The organism is Proteus sp. G2618 (assembly GCF_009915995.1).
Lineage (GTDB): Bacteria > Pseudomonadota > Gammaproteobacteria > Enterobacterales > Enterobacteriaceae > Proteus > Proteus terrae.
This window is the reverse complement of the sequence record NZ_JAABNI010000016.1, coordinates 208,498-226,824: the sequence shown is the minus strand read 5'-3', so window position 1 is coordinate 226,824 and position 18,327 is coordinate 208,498. Positions and strand designations below refer to the sequence as shown.

Genomic DNA, 18,327 nt, shown 5'->3' with positions numbered 1-18,327 from the left:
TAGATGCGGAAAATACATAATGGGAAACTTATGAAAAATTGGAAAACGCTGTTTATCGGCTTAATGATCACGGTCGGCGCAGCTACCAGCTCAACAACATTTGCTGCACAAGAATTAAACCGTGTATCGGCTATCGTCAATAACGGTGTCGTTCTAGAAAGTGACGTCAACAGAATGCTACAGACGGTCAAAATGAACGCAAAAAATGCGGGTCAAGAGATGCCAGATGAGCAAGTTCTTCGCCAACAAATTCTAGAGCGTTTGGTCATGGATAACATCATTTTGCAAATGGCACAGCAAATGCAAATTGATATTCCTGATGCTGCAGTAGAATCTACAATTCAGGGCATTGCTGCTGAAAATAAAATTTCACTTGAACAACTGAAAAAACGCCTTGCAGCTGATGGTATTTCTTACAATGATTATCGCCAAGATATTCGTAAAGAGATGATGTTGGCAGAAGTTCGTAACAATGAAGTGCGTCGCCGTATTACTATTTTACCTCAAGAAGTTGATTCTCTTGCTAAGCAAATTGAAAGCCAAGCAAGCCAAAGTATTGATCTAAATCTGAGCCATATCTTAATTCCATTATCAGAAAATCCTGCGCCAGCAGAAATGGAAAAAGCAAAACAAGTCATTACTCGCATTATGAACCAGCTTAAAAATGGTGCAGATTTCGGTAAATTGGCTGCAACTTATTCTGCTGATCCACAAGCTTTAAATGGCGGTAACATGGGTTGGGCATCTATTGATGAATTACCCACTCTGTTTGCTAAAGAATTAACAAATGCACAAAAAGGTCAAATCGTAGGGCCTCTTCACTCTGGCGTTGGCTTACACATTATCAAAGTAAACGATGTTCGTGGTGGAACTAATACCCTTTCTGTTACAGAAGTTAAAAGCCGTCATATTCTGCTAAAAAGCTCACCAATCATGAATGATGAGCAAGCCTATGCCAAGTTACAGCAGATCTCTGCCGATATTCGCAGTGGTAAAATGACCTTTGCTGATGCAGCAAAAGAGTACTCTGAAGATCCAGGTTCAGCATTACGTGGCGGTGAGTTAGGATGGTCAATGCCAGATGTTTACGATCCGGCATTCCGTGATGCGTTAATGCGCTTAAATAAAAACGAATTAAGCCAACCTGTTCGTTCTAACTTTGGCTGGCATTTAATTGAATTAGAAGACACTCGTAGTGTTGATAAAACAGATGCCGCGAATAAAGAACAAGCATACCGTTTACTCTTCAACCGTAAATTTAATGAAGAAGTACAAAACTGGATACAAGAGCTACGAGTTGGGGCTTATGTAAAAATAATGAACGAGAATAATGCAAACTAAGCAAATAAAACCACTTGTTATCACCCCCGGCGAACCAGCCGGGGTTGGTCCTGACCTTATTATCTCATTAGCACAAATGAGTTGGGATTTACCTTGGGTTGTTTGTGCTGATCCTCAATTACTTAAAACAAGAGCAGAATTGTTAAACCTGCCTCTTTCATTAGTTGAATACGATCCTGCCACGCCTCCTCAAGCACACACACCAAGTCAAATTTGTGTACTCCCAATCGCACTCCACACTAATGTCATTCCAAGTACATTAGATAAGCGCAATGGGTTATACGTTGTGGAAACATTAGCTCGTGCTTGTGATGGCTGCCTAAATGGTGAATTTTCAGCACTTGTGACTGGGCCGGTTCATAAAGGTATTATCAATGATGCAGGTGTGCATTTTACAGGGCACACCGAGTTTTTTGCTGATCGTAGCCATTGTGAACGTGTTGTTATGATGCTGGCGACAGATACATTAAGAGTCGCCTTGGCAACCACACATTTACCACTACGAGATGTGGCGGATGCAATTACAGGTGAGCTTCTACATGAAATTATCACCATTTTAAATCACGATTTAAAAACTAAATTTGGTATAGCGGAACCTCAAATTTACGTTTGTGGCCTTAATCCTCATGCAGGAGAAAGTGGTCATATGGGACGTGAAGAAATTGATATTATTGAGCCTGCATTAACACAATTACGTCAGCAAGGTGTTCATCTTCATGGGCCTTACCCCGCTGATACCTTATTCCAACCTAAATATTTAACACATGCTGATGCGGTGCTTGCGATGTATCACGATCAGGGATTACCTGTGCTAAAATATGAAGGTTTCGGTCGCGCCGTGAATATAACTCTTGGCCTTCCTTTTATCCGTACTTCTGTTGATCATGGCACCGCCCTTGAGCTTGCAGGTACGAAAAGCGCAGATGCTGGCAGTTTTTGCACCGCATTAAATTTAGCCATTAATATGATACAAAATTGTAATGAATAATAGAGTCCATCAGGGGCACTTTGCCCGCAAACGCTTCGGGCAGAACTTTTTAACAGACAGCTATATTATTGAAAGTATTGTTGAATCCATTTATCCTCAACCCGGTGAAGCCATTGTTGAAATTGGACCTGGTTTAGGTGCAATTACAGAGCCAGTAGGCGCAAGAATGGATAAAATGACGGTTGTAGAAATTGACCGTGATTTAGCCGCTCGTTTAGAAGTTCATCCTACATTAAAAGACAAGCTGACCATTATTCAGCAAGATGCAATGACGATCGATTTTGCACAATTAGCAAAAGAGCGTCAGCAGCCTCTGCGTGTTTTTGGTAACTTGCCTTATAACATTTCTACACCACTTATGTTCCACTTATTCAGTTTTGCTGACGCAATTTCTGATATGACATTTATGTTGCAAAAAGAAGTGGTTAATCGACTTGTTGCTGGTCACGGTAGCAAAACTTATGGTCGCTTAAGTGTGATGGCGCAATATTATTGCCAAATCATCCCTGTACTTGAAGTTCCACCTACCTCATTTAAACCAGCACCTAAAGTTGATTCAGCGGTTGTTCGCTTGATCCCTTACAAAGAAAAACCATACCCAGTAGCGGATATTGCAATGCTTAGCCGTATTACCGCTCAAGCATTCAATCAACGCCGTAAAACACTACGTAATAGCTTAGGCGGATTACTCACAGCAGAAGATATGATAGCACTTGATATTGATCCAACTGCAAGAGCAGAAAATATTTCTGTTGAGCAATACTGCAAAGTGGCAAACTGGTTATCGCAAAAGCAAGACTCACAAGCATAAGATAAAGCCAGAGACAGGAGGCACTATGTTCACCTCATCAAAAGTGGCGATACAGGTACAAAGCGTTTACATTGAAAGCCAATCTTCCCCTGAAGATGAACGATATGTTTTTGCTTATACCATATCAATTCATAATTTGAATAAATGTGCAATTCGCCTCCTGCGCCGCTATTGGTTAATCACCAATGCACAAGGTAATACCACTGAGGTTCGAGGTGAAGGTGTTGTCGGCGAACAGCCGCTTATTGAGCCAGGCACACAGTACCGCTATACCAGTGGTGCCGTTCTTGAAACACCGATGGGAACAATGGAAGGCCATTATGAAATGATTGACACTGATGGCCGATTATTTCAAATAGAGATCCCCGTTTTCCGCCTTGCACTTCCAACATTGATAAACTAACTATGGCAACTTATTTAATTGGTGATATTCATGGCTGTTACCATGAACTACGTCATCTTCTTGATAAAGTCAGTTTCGATCCAACGCAAGACACATTATGGTTAACGGGTGATCTTGTTGCACGAGGCCCTGACTCACTCGAAGTACTACGCTTTGTAAAAAGCTTAGGTACTTCACTTAAACTCGTCTTGGGTAATCATGATCTTCATCTTTTAGGTGTATTTGCAAAAATTAGTCGCAATAAACCAAGAGATCAGCTGAATAACTTGCTCAATGCGCCAGATGCAGATGAATTAATTAATTGGTTAAGACGCCAACCTGTACTGCAAGTTGATGAAGACAAGAAAATTATTATGGCTCACGCAGGGATCACGCCACAATGGGATTTAGAAACAGCCAAAATGTGTGCTCGTGAAGTTGAAGCTATTTTAAGTAGTGATAGCTACCCTTTGTTTATTAACTCAATGTATGGCGATTTACCGAACAACTGGTCACCAGAGCTTTCAGGTCTAGCGCGATTACGCTTTAGCACTAATGCACTCACACGTATGCGTTACTGCTTTCCTAATGGTCAGCTTGATATGATATGCAAAGATAAACCACAAGAAGCCCCCGCACCATTAAAACCTTGGTTCGATTTACCAAGTCAATTACCTGAAGGTTATAGCATTATATTTGGGCATTGGGCCTCTCTTGAAGGGAAGGGCACTCCTGATAATGTTTATGCGTTAGATACAGGATGTTGTTGGGGTGGAAATCTCACTTGCTTACGTTGGGAAGACAAACAGTACTTCACTCAATCTAGTCTTTCTGCTCCCAAATAACTCACCTATTATCCCCCTTCCTATTTCAAGCGCAAAAATGGCTACATTGCCTTTTGCGCTATGTTGATTTTACCCCTCACATATTACCTAAATTACTCTTTTTTCTTCTAAAGAGAACGTTTTATACACAAAAACGAACACCTAAAAATATTTATAAATTTAATCATTAATAATCAATGTGTTATTTTTTTTTACAGCGAAATAAGTATAAAAAAACACGATATTGAGAATAAAAAATCTCTATATTGATTAATATCTCATATATTATTCTTATAAAATGAGTTTATTAAAATATAAATAATGGTTGGTTTAAAATAATGCTCTTTTTATAAAAAGAAATATTTAAGTAGAATAATAAATCTTCATTCTTATTATTTTTATATTAATAAAATAGGAATGATAAAAAGGGAGATATTTAATCTCCCTTTTTATTTAATTCTTGTTATTTTCTTCTTTTTAATATTTCGAAGCAGTAGTTATGTGAGTTATTTTCATCTGCTTCATGGTATTCCATAAAGGTAGAATCCCACTCATCAGGCTCATAATCCGGGAATGTTGTATCACCGATAACTTCAGCATCGATGTGAGTGAGATAGAGTGTATTTGCCATAGGCAGAAATTGCTCATACACTTTACCACCACCTATCACCATGATTTCTTCATTATTTTCAGCCGCTTGCAAAGCTTCTTCTACAGATTTAACCCAAACAACATCGCTCTCTGTTCCTGGCTGGCTACTTAAAACAATATTAAGACGATTCGGTAAAGGACGTCCAATAGACTCATAAGTCACCCGGCCCATAATAACGGGTTTATTTAGCGTATTCTTTTTAAACCATGCGAGGTCACCCGGTAATGTCCAAGGCATTGCCTTTTCCATACCAATAATGCGATCCATCGCTAATGCTGCGATTAAATTAATATTCATTTACACACCTACGGGTAAAGATGGGAAAAAACTGTTCACACTATACGTAAAGCTAAAACCTGAGTCGATACAAATTATGCTTCCTTGATAATAAATAATTGCTTTATACTCGAAGTGTTAACTTAATCATATAAGATTCAATCATTATAATATTGTTATATACAAGGCGCTATTATGCTTGAAACTTCTTTAGTTGTTTTTACAATTGCTTTACTCGGTATGATTTCACCAGGCCCTGACTTTTTTCTCGTTGTAAAAAATGCAGCGCGTTATCAACGATCTGCGGCAATGATGACTGCAATGGGAATTGTGGCAGCATTACTTGTACATATGTCATATTGTGTTGCAGGTATTGCCGTTCTTATCACAACAACGCCTTGGCTCTTTTCCATTTTGAAATATGCAGGTGCTGTTTATTTGCTATGGATCGGTTTTCAGAGTTTGCTCTCAAAATCTAATCATTCGATTGATGAAGACTCAGATAAGCATTCGCAGATCAGCTTTAAAAAAGCCTTTATGCAAGGTTTCCTCTGTAATTTACTTAATCCTAAAGCCACCTTGTTCTTTCTTGCCGTTTTCACACAGGTGTTAAGTGTTGATTCAAGTATTGGTGAAAAATTGTGGTATGCCTTTATTATTTGGGGCTTAGCCATAGTTTACTGGCCTTTATTGGTTTTATTAATTCAAAGTGCACCTGTCAGAAAAGTGCTTAATAAAGTCCAAAAAGTAATTGATAAAGTACTCGGTGTTGTACTGATTGGTTTAGGCATTAAAGTCGCATTGAGCTAACTGCATTCTTGGAGCAAAGCATCTATCAAGGTGCTTTATTTTCACTATTCTTATTATATTCATCAAAAAAGTCTATAACTTGCTCAAATCTAATTAAATATTGTTCTTTATCCATAAATAAATCATCCTTAATTTTATTTAAATAGTCCTCACAAAGATCATTAATTTTTGATTTACTATCAACAATATAATTAATAATTTTTTTACATTCATCTTTTTCTGGATAATCGGCTATATATTGTTGTATTGTATCATTCAAGTTTTTTACATAATTATCAGCAGTTCCATACTTATTAAAATATTCTTTCACATCAATAAGTTCAAAATCATCAATACCTTTGAGAAAAAAATCAAGATCGATATTTCTATTTATCATATTCTCTATTATATTTTTAAATGCACTTTTTAATTCATCCGACCATTTAATGAGATAATTATTTTTCAAAAGAAAATCGGCTCTTTTTAACGCCTGATTAGATTCGAAGCTAGTTTTATTTCCACTAAAATAATCATCAATAATATTGAAAAAAATTTCTTTTTTAACTTTATTATTGGTTTCCATTATTAGAAAATTGAATAAATATAAAATATTTAATTGGCATGAAGAATTAGATATTAGCTTTAATAGATTAAAGTTATCCTTATTATTTTTTAAAAAACATGCTGTTTTTATAACTAACAACAAATCACCTTTAGTTTTAACGTATTGCTCAACAAACCAATTAAATGATACGGAGTTATCTCCCTTGTTATAATCAACAATGAACTCATGAAGTTGCTCTTTAGTAATTTTTATTTTATCAATATCCTTAACTTTTTTTTCACATATATCATCAGTTAAAAGTATATTGTGATTAAGTTTTCCAGCTATATTAATAGAACCTATTTTCTTTTTAACATTAAAAATAAACTTTATTTTTTCAATAATCTTATGTGTCAACCCTTTATTCTTACATGATAAAAATAAAGAAAAATGAGTATTCTCTATTTTATCCAGTCTATTTTTTATCATATCAAGATCAGAAGTTTCTTTATTATTAATATACATTTCGGATGATGAATTATTATTTAATTTTAAAATCATAAATACTCCTTAAGTTTAAAACAACTAAATTTATAAATGAAAATAATGACAATAAATACAAAAAAAAGCCCTTATCACTAAGGGCTTTAAATATCAAAAAACAAATAATATTTAGAAATTAATTTTCAGTGTTGCATTGATACCACTTGAGCTTACATCACTATTATATTGACCTTGGTAAGAAATACCGAAAGTCGTTGATTTGCTTAATTGCGCATCAACACCTAAGCCAACACCAAATAGATTATCCAGTTTGCCACCACGTAATGTTGCATCACCTGAATTTGATAAGAAGAGGCGTGATTCAGGACGGTTATCACCAAATAAATGACTTGCAGAAATATCGCCTTTTAAAGCCATATTAACGTTGCCAGCCATAAATGGATATCCACCACGTAAACCAATAGTACCGATTTGAATATCTTGTGAATCAGTCTTAGTGGTAAATTTCATATTACCGACATTTTCATTGATATCATCAGTTGATACACGCAACCAGCTAAATCCTGCATATGGCTCAATAGAGTACTGATTAGTATTAAATTGAGTATAAGCACCTTCTAAGAAAATTTGAGTAATTTTTGCATCATAACTTGTAGAGTTATAACCTGCATTTTGTCCTACCCAAAGTGTTCTTTTTGCATCTCTATCTTGGTTAGTATGTGTGAAACCATAGTTTAATGAAGCCACATCATACAGATTAGACACACCATAAGCACCAATATGAATATCGTTACTATCTATTTTACCGTGTTCATTACCTTTATATTTAGTTGAACCCGCACCAAAGAATAAACCAGCTTTGGTATTTTCGGTCACATCAATTTCTGCACCTAATAAGCCGACATAGAAATCAACATCCATATTACTATGGCCATAATCAGCACTACCCCATTGGCCAATACCTGTCATCCAAATGCGTGCATTGCTATTATCCAATTTAGCATAACGGCCTTGACCAATACCTATTGCTTGATCTTTCACAGTACGTGTTAAACCTAACACATTCACGACACTTGCATTGTTAGCATTAAGGTACATATCGCTACCCAATGAATTATAAGTCTTGCTCAAATCTCTTTCATTCATTGGTAATACTGCATTGAATAAATCGCCACGACCTGTGCTATCCAATGTATTCGCAATAGAGCGACCATTTTCATTATTAGCAAATGTGGCTAAAGACGTATTTTCTTTCTTACTTAATGTACCTGTAATTGTGTTGTCTTTTACAGAAACATTTTTATCGAATAATGCATAATCACTATTTGGATTGTTATTTGCTAACATTTTAGTTTTATTGCGGTTATCAACTAAATTGTCCGCATTAACTGTTCCTGTCGCGACACTATTATTAAGATAGATATCTTTTAATTGGCCTTCGTTATCGGCACCAACATCTAAACTAGCCCCTTTATTTAAGGCCATATCACCAACATTAACATCGTGTCCAACGGTAACTAAATACGTTCCTTTATCGTTGATATTGATATTGGCTTTATGACTCTCATTTGATGCTAATTGGCCTTGTTGTGTGAAGGTATCGTTATAGCGATCAATAACACTTAATTTACCACCGTTGACATTAACTGCTTCAGTACCAAACGATTCGGTAAAGCCATATAACGTTCCTTGCTCGACTGTTGTACCACCACGATAAGTATTATCGCCAGTCATAACCAATGTGCCTTCACCTTTCTTAACTAAAGCACCATCATACAAACCGGCGTCAATTTTAGCTTGAATAGCATCAGCACGTTTTTGGTAATACTCTTGACGCCATTTCTCAGCATCTTCTTTGCTAACAATATGGGAAGTTGGATCTGGGTTACCATCGTTAATAACAAAATCCGTTCCTAGATTATAATCACCACCTGCTACAATGCCCTTCTCTTGATAGTCTTTCAGCCATGCTAAATCTTCTTGTTCACGTAGATCTAACGCAGTTTGTGAAATATCATTTGTCCAGACATCAAGCGGTGTCATACTTAAGTTATATTCAAATTTACCTAAGAATTGACCCGGACCATACATCCCTTTATCTAAATCTGGGGTACCCCAGCCATAACGCACATCAGGCGTACCTTCAGCAGCAGTCCAGCTATCATATAAAGAGCCATCTGGATTACGGTGATTAGCAGTTGTAAACATCACATCACGAACTTGCATCGCATTCATTGACTCGTAACGCGACATCAATACACCCATTGCGCCTGTCACATGAGGTGCCGCCATTGATGTACCACTATATGCAGCCCAATCAGCACTACCATCTTCGTTAACAATAGAGGAATAAATAGCACGACCTGGTGCTACGACAGTCCACCATTTGGCATTACCCGCTTCATTAAAAACTTTAACAAGCTGATATCCAGATTTATCAGCTGTTTGCTCAAGTCCTGCAACCGCAATCCAATGTTTCTCTGCTTCAGGATTAAAGTAAGGATAAAGAGGACGATAATAAGGTTGAGCAAAGTCACGGTTACCCGTTGTAAAAACTTGAACAACGTTAGTACCTTTTACTGCGTCATAAGCGGCATCAACAAAGGATGGTTTATCGCCATAGACTTTTTTAAAGTAGAAATATTCGTATTCGGTTTGCGCCGTGGTATCTACTGGCATATGATTTGTTGTTGTACCACCATCAGGCCCCTTTGTTGGAATGGTATTAACAATACGAGGATTTGTACCCCAGCTATTATTAATCACCTGAGCACCTGCATCGACCATGGCTTTCCAGCCAGTGTAGAAATAGGTGTAATCTTGGTAAGGGCCGTAGTTATTGCTGTCCGTTGCGCCTGTATTTCCTAAATAAACATCAGCTCCCCACGCTACCCCATGCATACCATTACCGTCACGGTTTGCACCTACAGTACCTGTAACGTGTGTTCCGTGTGTATCATTCACACCTTTGATCCAGCCTCCATCAACATCAAAGGCTTGGCCTTTTTCATAATGCCCACCCAATTCCTGAGGGTATCTCATACCAGTCGTGCCATATTGACCTTTGGCTTTTATTGCATGAAAACGTGCATCATTCAATTCTGGATGTGATAATAAAGCACCAGAGTCCATTACACCGATTTTGGCACCTTGCCCATGAAAACCAAGTGCATAAGCACTAGAGGCATTCATAGCTGCTAGCCCCCAGTCTTTTTGATACTCTTGGCTTTCCCAACTTTTTGCATCGCCTAATTGCCCAGCTTCTGAATATGCTACGGAATATCCAGAAAAAAGAAGTGCTGATGCAACAATGGAAAGCTGAAATATATTATTATTTATTTTATTTTTTTTATTCATTTTGTGATGGTGACTTAAAGCTATTTCTTTGTTCATTCTGTACCTTCAGTTATATTAAAATTTAATAACATTAATTAAGGATCAAAAATAAAAGACGCAAAGATTCTCTAGTTTCTAGATAAATAATTACTTGAAGGGCATCTCAAAAATATGATTTCATGCCACAAAAATAGATAGATTGACTACGCAATCACAAATTAACAGATAGATTAAACAAAAATAGATCGCTTATTATTATATTACAAACAATAAAAATTAACCCATTCAAATATTAACCTCATTGATAATAATATTTAAATAAACTTAATAAAAAGAACTTAAATAAACAAACAAAAACATCAAATTGATTAACAATTTATTTTTGAGGATATTTTCTCTATTTAACTTTAGTCTAAAAAATATAATTCACATTATTTTAAGTACAAAAAAAACAGTATCTTTATTTTAAAAATACTGTTTTTCTTTTAATTTGATTTAGTGCTACTACTTATTTTTTATTCAAAAGGAGTGATTTCCATTTGTCCTACCATGCCTTTATCTGCATTTTCTAATAACTGGCTATAATACAGGAAGGGGAAATGCGAATAAGAAGGCTGTTTTAATTCCACCAGCAATTCACTTTGGTTTTCGATCCAAACAGTATCTTTCCAACCAAAATCTGCTGGTGCAGGCTTCTGACCATTATGGTTAATCACTTTAAAACGGGCACCTTCAATATGGAATGGTTGTGGTGTTGATACGGTTACAAGCCAACGTTCCCACCCATTTTGCTTGCCTACTAAATCAATTCTTGAAAGCTCCCAACGCGCATTATTTATTCCCGGAGGGCTGTTATGCAGTTGGATGGTTCTAGGCTGAATAGAAGTAGTGATTTGAGTGTCATCTACTGCCAATTGTGCAGGTGCTTTATCTGTCACTAACGACATTAATCCGGTTGGTTTAATGGTTAATACATTGGCGTTACGTAGTAAATCTGAAGGTTCAAAAATACCACGGAGTCTATCCATAAAGCCGGCACTTTGCCCTGCGACAATTGTGACTTCACCGCCTTCAGACATATCAATCAATATTTCACGTCGCTCACCTGGAGCCATTGGAATTGATTTCAGCTCTACCGGAGATGTTAATAGCCCTTGATCGGAGGCGATAAGGTAAAGTGAGCGACCATCATTTGCGGTTAGTTCATAACGGCGAGCATTGGATGCATTAACTAAACGTAAGCGGATCCATCCTCTTGAGACTTCAATATAAGGATCTTCACGCCCATTGACTAACAATGTATCGCCATAAAAACCATCACTAGCGGCTTCTTTGTCATATTGTGGCGTACCAAAATTATCGATACGTTTATCTTGAATAATGATCGGAAAATCATTTACACCATAATGTTTTGGTAAAGGAAGAGATTTGCTCTCTTCATCTTCCACGATCCACATTCCCACCAATCCATTATAAACATGAGGTGCCATTTTAAAGGGAGTATTGGCGTGATACCAACATGTTGCTGCTTTCTGACGAATAGGCAATACCGGCGACCAATAAGCGCCGGGTGACATTAATCTTGCCGCACCACCGACTTGAGTTCCCGGAACTAATAAACCGCTCACCGTCATTGATACTGCTTCATTAAGACGGTTGCTATAAATGAGTTTTATATCATCGCCACTTTTGACTTTGATTGTCGGTCCCGGTGTTGAGCCATTGATCCCCCAAACTTCCGCTTTTTGAGTACCATTAAATGCCCAATGCACATTTTGCAAAGTCAGAAAAAGAGGCTGACCACGGCGAGATTCCAACAATGGCGGTATAGGTAATTGTTTATCATTGACTGATCCAGCACGAACAGAAGAAGATATTGAGCCCAGACATACCGCTAAGCCTGAAGCCTGAATAAACTGGCGACGACTAAATGACATACTTTCTCCGCAACAAAATACAAATATTCCTATCGCATAATCAAAAATGTAGAGACAGGAAAAAAGCTGCTGTGATTTAAAGACAAAAGGACTTAAATGAAATTACGGGAGCATAATAGCGCGGATGTGACATAAATCCTAAAAATAGTTGATAATCTAGTATGTTTTCATTAATTAAAAATGATATAAGCCTGAAAATCAGGCTTATATTGTTATGATCAAAGAAACCAAATAAGTATTAATTTAATTTACCGGGAAAATCACGCTGATTCATTTCTTCAACTTCTTTATCTAGCTCTTCGATTTTAGCTTTCATAATTTGACGACAATCTTCTGCTAATTCTCGAACTTGATCTTTGGTGTATTTTGATACATCAATTGGAGGCAACATTTCAACAATAACGTAGCCATTATTCCAGCGGTTTAGCTTAATTTTATTCTGAGTTGTAGAAACACAAACCGGAATAATAGGTACGCCTGCTTGGATGGCGGCATGGAATGCACCTGTTTTAAACGGTAAAAGGCCACGACCACGGCTACGAGTACCTTCAGGGAACATCCACACAGAAATCTTCTTCGATTTAATTTGATCAGCAACTTGTGAAATAGTGCCATGTGCTTTAGAGCGATTTGCTCTATCGATCAAAATATTACCGGTTATCCAATACAACTGACCAAAAAAAGGAATAAAAATTAAGCTTTTTTTACCCACTGTTACGGTATTAGGTTGTACTGCATTTGACATCGTCACCATATCAAAATTATTTTGATGGTTTCCGATATAAATACTTGGGCCATAGCTTTCCGCTTCTTTTGGAAAACGCTCAACGAGCTTGATACCAAAAACAGTAGATAACTTGCCGAATAAACGTCCATAAGTCATTACGTGTTTAGGATTTCTTGGTGAAAACATGCAATAAATCATTCCAAACGTCACCACAATAATGGTGTAAAGGATGACAATGATGCCTCGAATAATGGCTAACATAAGTTTTAGCGTCCTAAATAGAAGTGGGTCAACAGACCCACTAAATATCAATTAAGTATTAGATTTAATTGGTTTCAATATCAATATGATCGATAACTTGGGCACCACGAGGTAAAGAGGTTCCTCGGCGTCCACGTTTTGCTTTGAAGTTAACTAGCTCATTCATCGACATAGTCATTTTACGTTTACCAAAATGCAGTGTCACAGAGGCATTCTCAGGTAATACTCGTAACCAAGCGACGTTATCCTCACCACTTGCTGCTTGTGAAGCAGGAATAGAAACCATCTGATTTCCCTTCCCTTTTACCATCGTTGGTAATTCTGCCGCTTCAAAAATCAGCATTCTGCCACCTTTCGTAATGATCATAATGAGATCCGTGAGCTCATTATTCAAGCGTTGTGGCGGTAATGGTAATGCATTTTCAGGTAAAGTCAGTAGTGATTTTCCTGCTTTATTTTTAGAAGTTAAATCATCAACCTGACAAATAAAGCCATAACCAGCATCAGATGCCATTAAGATCTTATCAGTACTTTCGCCCATAACAACATGGCGTAATTGCGCACCTTTCTGAACTTTTAATCGTTCAGTTAGCGCATCGCCCTTGCTACGACCAGAAGGTAATGCATCAACATCAACGGTATAGCTTTGACCTGTTGTATCAATCAAGTGTACCGGTTGGTTACTCATGCCTTCAACGGCATCAAAATAATCATCACCGGATTTAAAGCCAACCGATTTAGCATCAATATTATGTCCTTTCTGGCAACGAATAAGCCCTTTTTCAGACATAATGACGGTAACAGCCTCTGGATGTAGATGTTTTAACGGAATAGGTTCATCGCCCGCATTACCACTAAAATAATTGAGTTCTTCTGCTTTAAGTACTTCTTGCTGACCATCAACAGTAAAAATTAATGCTTCATCTTTAGGTGCAAACAGCATTTGTTCAATCACATCACCTTGCTCTTTCCCCAAAGCAACAAGACGTGTACCACGTCCTTTTTTATTCATTTCATTTAGCTGTTCGGCTGAAATGGCTAAAATTCGTGTTTTATCAGTGATGATAATAAACCAGTGTTGCTCATTTTTCTTCTGAGGATCAACTAAGAGTGGTGCTAATAACTCTGTCTCTTCAGAAACAGTCAGCAACCCTTTACCTGTCTTATTCTTTGTTTCCATCTCATCGTAAGAGAGAACAGAGCCATAACCTTCTTTTGTCGCCAGTAAGTACTCTTGCCCAGCACTTCCCGCTAACATGTATTTCACGCTGGCATCAGGTGGGAAAGTTAACTTACCAGTTAATGGCTCGCCTTGGCTACGCCCTGAAGGCATATCATTTGGACTTAAGGTGTAACTACGTCCCGTAGAATCCAAGAATAGAACAGGCTGATTACTCATACCACGTACTGCGCTGTGATAACTATCTCCTGCACGATAACTCATACCACTCGGATCAATATCATGTCCTTTCGCATTGCGTACCCAACCCATTTCAGATAGAACAATGGTGACAGGCTCTGATGGCAACATATCTTGTTCATTAACTACTTTCGCCTCTTCTTGAGGACGGATCGGCGAACGACGATCATCACCAAATTCTTTTGCGTCAGCTTCAATCTCTTTTTTCAGTAAAGTATTTAAACGACGTGGTGAACTTAACAACTTCTCAATGCTATCGCGTTCTTTTTCAAGCTCATCACTTTCGCCTTTTAGTTTCATCTCTTCAAGTTTAGCTAAATGACGTAAACGTAACTCTAAAATAGCTTCTGCTTGAATATCGGATAACTCAAAGCGGCGCATTAATTCTGCTTTTGGCTCATCTTCATGACGAATAATTTCAATCACTTCATCAATATTGAGATAAGCAATTAATAAACCTTTGAGAATTTCTAAGCGACGTAAAACTTTTTCTAAACGGTGAGTTAAGCGGTTTGTGACTGTTTGGCGACGATAAACTAACCATTCGTTTAAAATAGTCAGTAATCCTTTTACTGCCGGGCGGTTATCTAACCCAATCATATTTAGGTTAACACGATAACTTTTCTCTAAGTCAGTATTCACAAACAAGTAGTACATTACTTGTTCTAAATCGACGCGATTACTACGAGGAACAATAACAAGTCTAGTTGGATTTTCATGATCAGATTCATCACGTAAATCTTCAACTAAAGGCAGTTTTTTGGCACGCATTAATGCAGCAATTTGCTCGAGTACTTTGGCGCCAGAAACTTGATGAGGTAATGCAGTGATCACCGCACATCCTTCTTCTTTCTGCCACACAGCCCTCATTCTAACGGAGCCACGCCCTGTTTTATAAATCTTTTTGATATCATCTTGAGCGGTAATAATTTCAGCTTCAGTCGGATAATCAGGGCCTTGAACATATTGCATCACGTCAGATAATCCCGCATCAGGATTATCTAAAAGCATCACTAAAGCTTGTCCTATTTCACGCGCATTGTGCGGTGGAATATCCGTTGCCATCCCAACAGCAATACCTGTTGTGCCATTAAGCACGATATTAGGTAAGCGTGCAGGTAACATTTTCGGCTCTTGCATCGTGCCGTCAAAGTTAGGGATCCAATCTACCGTACCATGTCCTAATTCACTCAATAATGTTTGTGAATATTTAGAAAGGCGTGATTCGGTATAACGCATCGCGGCGAAAGATTTAGGATCATCTGGCGCCCCCCAGTTACCTTGTCCATCAATTAATGGATAACGGTAAGAGAACGGCTGAGCCATAAGCACCATAGCTTCATAACAGGCACCATCACCATGCGGGTGATATTTACCTAGCACGTCACCAACTGTACGGGCTGACTTTTTAAATTTTGCGTTATTACTTAAACCAAGCTCTGACATCGCATAAACGATGCGACGTTGTACGGGTTTTAGCCCATCTCCAATAAAAGGTAATGCACGATCCATAATGACGTACATGGAGTAGTTGAGATAGGCATTCTCTGTAAATAAGTGGAGCGGTTGACGCTCTACACCATCATGAGTCAATTCACTCATTCAATTTTTTCCTCAGACTCTTGTGGTATCCATTACACTTCGATGTCAACTTCATCGCCTTTCTCTTGTAACCAATTTCGGCGATCTTCAGAGCGTTTCTTTGCTAACAACATATCCATCATACCTAGAGTTTCTTGATAATTTTCATCATCAATCACCAATTGCACTAAACGACGCGTATTAGGATCAAGCGTTGTTTCACGCAATTGAAGAGGGTTCATTTCACCCAATCCTTTAAAGCGCTGTACATTAGGCTTTCCTTTTTTACGGCTTAGACGTTGTAAAATGGCATTTTTTTCTGATTCATCAAGGGCATAATGAACTTCTTTACCCAAATCAATACGGTAAAGTGGTGGCATCGCCATATAAACGTGCCCTTCCTTAACAAGAGCAGGAAAATGGCGCACAAATAAAGCACACAGTAAGGTTGCGATATGTAAACCATCTGAGTCAGCATCCGCAAGGATACAAATTTTACCGTAACGTAATTGGCTTAAATCATTGCTGTCAGGATCCATACCAATCGCTACTGAAATATCATGGACTTCTTGTGACGCTAGTACTTCATCTGAAGAGACTTCCCATGTATTTAAGATCTTACCGCGCAGAGGCATAATCGCTTGATATTCACGATCCCGAGCTTGTTTAGCAGAGCCTCCCGCAGAGTCCCCTTCAACTAAAAATAGTTCGGTGTAACGTAAATCTTGAGAAGTACAATCAGCCAATTTACCCGGTAATGCTGGCCCTGAAGTGAGTTTCTTTCGCACCACTTTTTTGGCGGCACGCATACGACGCTGAGCGCTACTAATTGCCATTTCAGCAAGCAATTCACCGACTTGAACATTCTGATTTAGCCATAAGCTAAAAGCATTTTTTACAGCATTTGCAACAAACCCACTGGTTTGTCTTGAGGAGAGTCGCTCTTTGGTTTGCCCTGCAAATTGAGGATCTTGCATTTTCACTGATAATACATAAGCACAACGCTCCCATGTATCATCAGCCGTTAACTTAAGGCCTCTTGGTAGTAAATTACGGAATTCACAAAATTCACGCATTGCATCTAACACGCCTTGGCGTAAACCATTTACATGAGTACCACCTTGAACCGTCGGAATTAAGTTAACATAGCTTTCAGTGAGTAGATCGCCACCTTCAGGCAGCCATAACATAGACCATTCAACGGCTTCATTATCACCTTCAAATTTACCAGTAAAAGGCTCTTCAGGAAGGCGAACAAATTCTGCAACAGCTTCACTTAAATAATCGGTTAAGCCATCAGCGTAGCACCAGTTTTCTTGAGTGTTATTTACTTTATCTACAAAAGAAACATTAACACCTGGGCACAGTACCGCTTTGGCTTTTAATACATGAGATAAGCTCTTAGAAGAAAAACGAGGAACATCAAAATAGGAGCCATCAGGCCAAAAATGTACACTCGTTCCTGTATCTCGTTTCGCACAGGTGCCAATTTCGTGTAACTCTTCAACTTTATCGCCATTTTCAAAGGCAATTTGGTAAATTTTACCATCACGACGAACAGTTACTTCAATACGCTTTGAGAGGGCGTTAACAACCGAGATCCCAACACCATGCAACCCGCCAGAAAATTGATAGTTTTTATTAGAGAATTTTCCTCCGGCGTGGAGGTGAGCAAGGATTAGCTCGATAGCAGAAACATTAAGTTCAGGGTGAATATCGACAGGCATTCCTCGCCCATTATCGATGACTTCGATAGATTGGTCTTCATATAAAATGACATCGACCTTCGATGCGTGTCCCGCAAGCGCCTCGTCCACGCTATTATCTATCACTTCCTGTGCCAAATGGTTCGGTCTTGTTGTATCTGTATACATCCCGGGACGGCGACGTACAGGCTCTAGACCATTAAGAACCTCAATATCCTTTGCGTTATAACTTGATTGAGTCATTGTTT

The 18,327-nt window shown here is 38.1% G+C and carries 13 protein-coding genes and 1 pseudogene; 6 read left to right on the top strand and 8 right to left on the bottom strand.

All coding sequences use genetic code 11. The features are described 5' to 3' along the window. Window positions 1–3: 3 nt before the first annotated feature. From surA to apaH, 5 genes are read left to right on the top strand one after another with little or no spacing between them, the layout of a single operon-like run. Window positions 4–1,341: a peptidylprolyl isomerase SurA gene (surA, locus tag GWJ01_RS09350; RefSeq protein ID WP_109402038.1), complete on the top strand. Its 1,338-nt coding sequence runs from the start codon at window positions 4–6 to the stop codon at window positions 1,339–1,341. Further along, entirely contained in the window at window positions 1,331–2,329 is a 999-nt protein-coding gene (gene pdxA / locus GWJ01_RS09345; protein ID WP_109394090.1) for a 4-hydroxythreonine-4-phosphate dehydrogenase PdxA, read from the top strand. Before surA ends, pdxA begins: the two co-directional genes overlap by 11 nt. After that, window positions 2,322–3,140: a 16S rRNA (adenine(1518)-N(6)/adenine(1519)-N(6))-dimethyltransferase RsmA gene (gene rsmA / locus GWJ01_RS09340; RefSeq protein ID WP_109394091.1), complete on the top strand. Its 819-nt coding sequence runs from the start codon at window positions 2,322–2,324 to the stop codon at window positions 3,138–3,140. The genes pdxA and rsmA overlap by 8 nt, the downstream gene beginning before the upstream one ends. A 25-nt stretch (window positions 3,141–3,165) precedes the next feature. Then, window positions 3,166–3,543, top strand: coding sequence for a Co2+/Mg2+ efflux protein ApaG (gene apaG / locus GWJ01_RS09335; protein ID WP_006535978.1), 378 nt, complete (start codon window positions 3,166–3,168; stop codon window positions 3,541–3,543). 2 nt (window positions 3,544–3,545) lie between these two features. Next, window positions 3,546–4,367 (top strand): bis(5'-nucleosyl)-tetraphosphatase (symmetrical) ApaH, encoded by an 822-nt coding sequence (gene apaH, locus GWJ01_RS09330; protein WP_109394093.1) that lies wholly within the window; start codon window positions 3,546–3,548, stop codon window positions 4,365–4,367. Between the two features lie 442 nt (window positions 4,368–4,809). On the opposite strand, the gene folA is transcribed toward apaH, so the two are convergent. Next, the gene (gene folA / locus GWJ01_RS09325) at window positions 4,810–5,295 is read right to left on the bottom strand and encodes a type 3 dihydrofolate reductase (protein WP_161711006.1); all 486 of its coding nucleotides are present in this window, start codon (window positions 5,293–5,295) and stop codon (window positions 4,810–4,812) included. A gap of 174 nt (window positions 5,296–5,469) precedes the next feature. Between folA and GWJ01_RS09320 the strand changes: the two genes are divergently transcribed. Continuing rightward, a complete protein-coding gene (locus GWJ01_RS09320; RefSeq protein WP_109402040.1) occupies window positions 5,470–6,084 on the top strand; it encodes a LysE family translocator in 615 nt (204 codons plus the stop codon). Window positions 6,085–6,109: 25 nt separating this feature from the next. Here GWJ01_RS09320 and GWJ01_RS09315 read toward each other — a convergent pair whose 3' ends face one another. From GWJ01_RS09315 to parE, 7 genes and pseudogenes are all read right to left on the bottom strand, one after another. Further along, a complete protein-coding gene (locus GWJ01_RS09315; RefSeq protein ID WP_161711005.1) occupies window positions 6,110–7,168 on the bottom strand; it encodes a hypothetical protein in 1,059 nt (352 codons plus the stop codon). Window positions 7,169–7,279: 111 nt separating this feature from the next. Then, window positions 7,280–10,504: an autotransporter Pta gene (gene pta, locus GWJ01_RS09310; protein WP_161711004.1), complete on the bottom strand. Its 3,225-nt coding sequence runs from the start codon at window positions 10,502–10,504 to the stop codon at window positions 7,280–7,282. A gap of 458 nt (window positions 10,505–10,962) precedes the next feature. Beyond that, a complete protein-coding gene (gene ftsP, locus GWJ01_RS09305; protein ID WP_109402043.1) occupies window positions 10,963–12,384 on the bottom strand; it encodes a cell division protein FtsP in 1,422 nt (473 codons plus the stop codon). A gap of 238 nt (window positions 12,385–12,622) precedes the next feature. After that, window positions 12,623–13,372 (bottom strand): 1-acylglycerol-3-phosphate O-acyltransferase, encoded by a 750-nt coding sequence (locus GWJ01_RS09300; RefSeq protein WP_098941966.1) that lies wholly within the window; start codon window positions 13,370–13,372, stop codon window positions 12,623–12,625. Window positions 13,373–13,436: 64 nt separating this feature from the next. Then, window positions 13,437–13,886, bottom strand: a complete 450-nt coding sequence (locus GWJ01_RS19045) for a DNA gyrase C-terminal beta-propeller domain-containing protein (protein WP_231135762.1) — start codon at window positions 13,884–13,886, stop codon at window positions 13,437–13,439. A gap of 327 nt (window positions 13,887–14,213) precedes the next feature. Continuing rightward, a pseudogene (gene parC / locus GWJ01_RS09295) lies at window positions 14,214–16,394 on the bottom strand (DNA topoisomerase IV subunit A); the annotation flags it as partial. A 32-nt stretch (window positions 16,395–16,426) separates the two neighbouring features. Next, complete coding sequence (gene parE, locus GWJ01_RS09290) at window positions 16,427–18,322, bottom strand: DNA topoisomerase IV subunit B (RefSeq protein ID WP_109402044.1); 1,896 nt, start codon at window positions 18,320–18,322, stop codon at window positions 16,427–16,429. Window positions 18,323–18,327 lie beyond the last annotated feature (5 nt).

Coding starts and splice junctions, on each gene's coding strand:
- surA (WP_109402038.1), top strand. CDS start 4: ATGCGGAAAATACATAATGGGAAACTTATGAAAAATTGGAAAACGCTG.
- pdxA (WP_109394090.1), top strand. CDS start 1,331: ATGCAAACTAAGCAAATAAAACCACTTGTTATCACCCCCGGCGAACCA.
- rsmA (WP_109394091.1), top strand. CDS start 2,322: ATGAATAATAGAGTCCATCAGGGGCACTTTGCCCGCAAACGCTTCGGG.
- apaG (WP_006535978.1), top strand. CDS start 3,166: ATGTTCACCTCATCAAAAGTGGCGATACAGGTACAAAGCGTTTACATT.
- apaH (WP_109394093.1), top strand. CDS start 3,546: ATGGCAACTTATTTAATTGGTGATATTCATGGCTGTTACCATGAACTA.
- folA (WP_161711006.1), bottom strand. CDS start 5,295: ATGAATATTAATTTAATCGCAGCATTAGCGATGGATCGCATTATTGGT.
- GWJ01_RS09320 (WP_109402040.1), top strand. CDS start 5,470: ATGCTTGAAACTTCTTTAGTTGTTTTTACAATTGCTTTACTCGGTATG.
- GWJ01_RS09315 (WP_161711005.1), bottom strand. CDS start 7,168: ATGATTTTAAAATTAAATAATAATTCATCATCCGAAATGTATATTAAT.
- pta (WP_161711004.1), bottom strand. CDS start 10,504: ATGAACAAAGAAATAGCTTTAAGTCACCATCACAAAATGAATAAAAAA.
- ftsP (WP_109402043.1), bottom strand. CDS start 12,384: ATGTCATTTAGTCGTCGCCAGTTTATTCAGGCTTCAGGCTTAGCGGTA.
- GWJ01_RS09300 (WP_098941966.1), bottom strand. CDS start 13,372: ATGTTAGCCATTATTCGAGGCATCATTGTCATCCTTTACACCATTATT.
- GWJ01_RS19045 (WP_231135762.1), bottom strand. CDS start 13,886: ATGGCATCTGATGCTGGTTATGGCTTTATTTGTCAGGTTGATGATTTA.
- parE (WP_109402044.1), bottom strand. CDS start 18,322: ATGACTCAATCAAGTTATAACGCAAAGGATATTGAGGTTCTTAATGGT.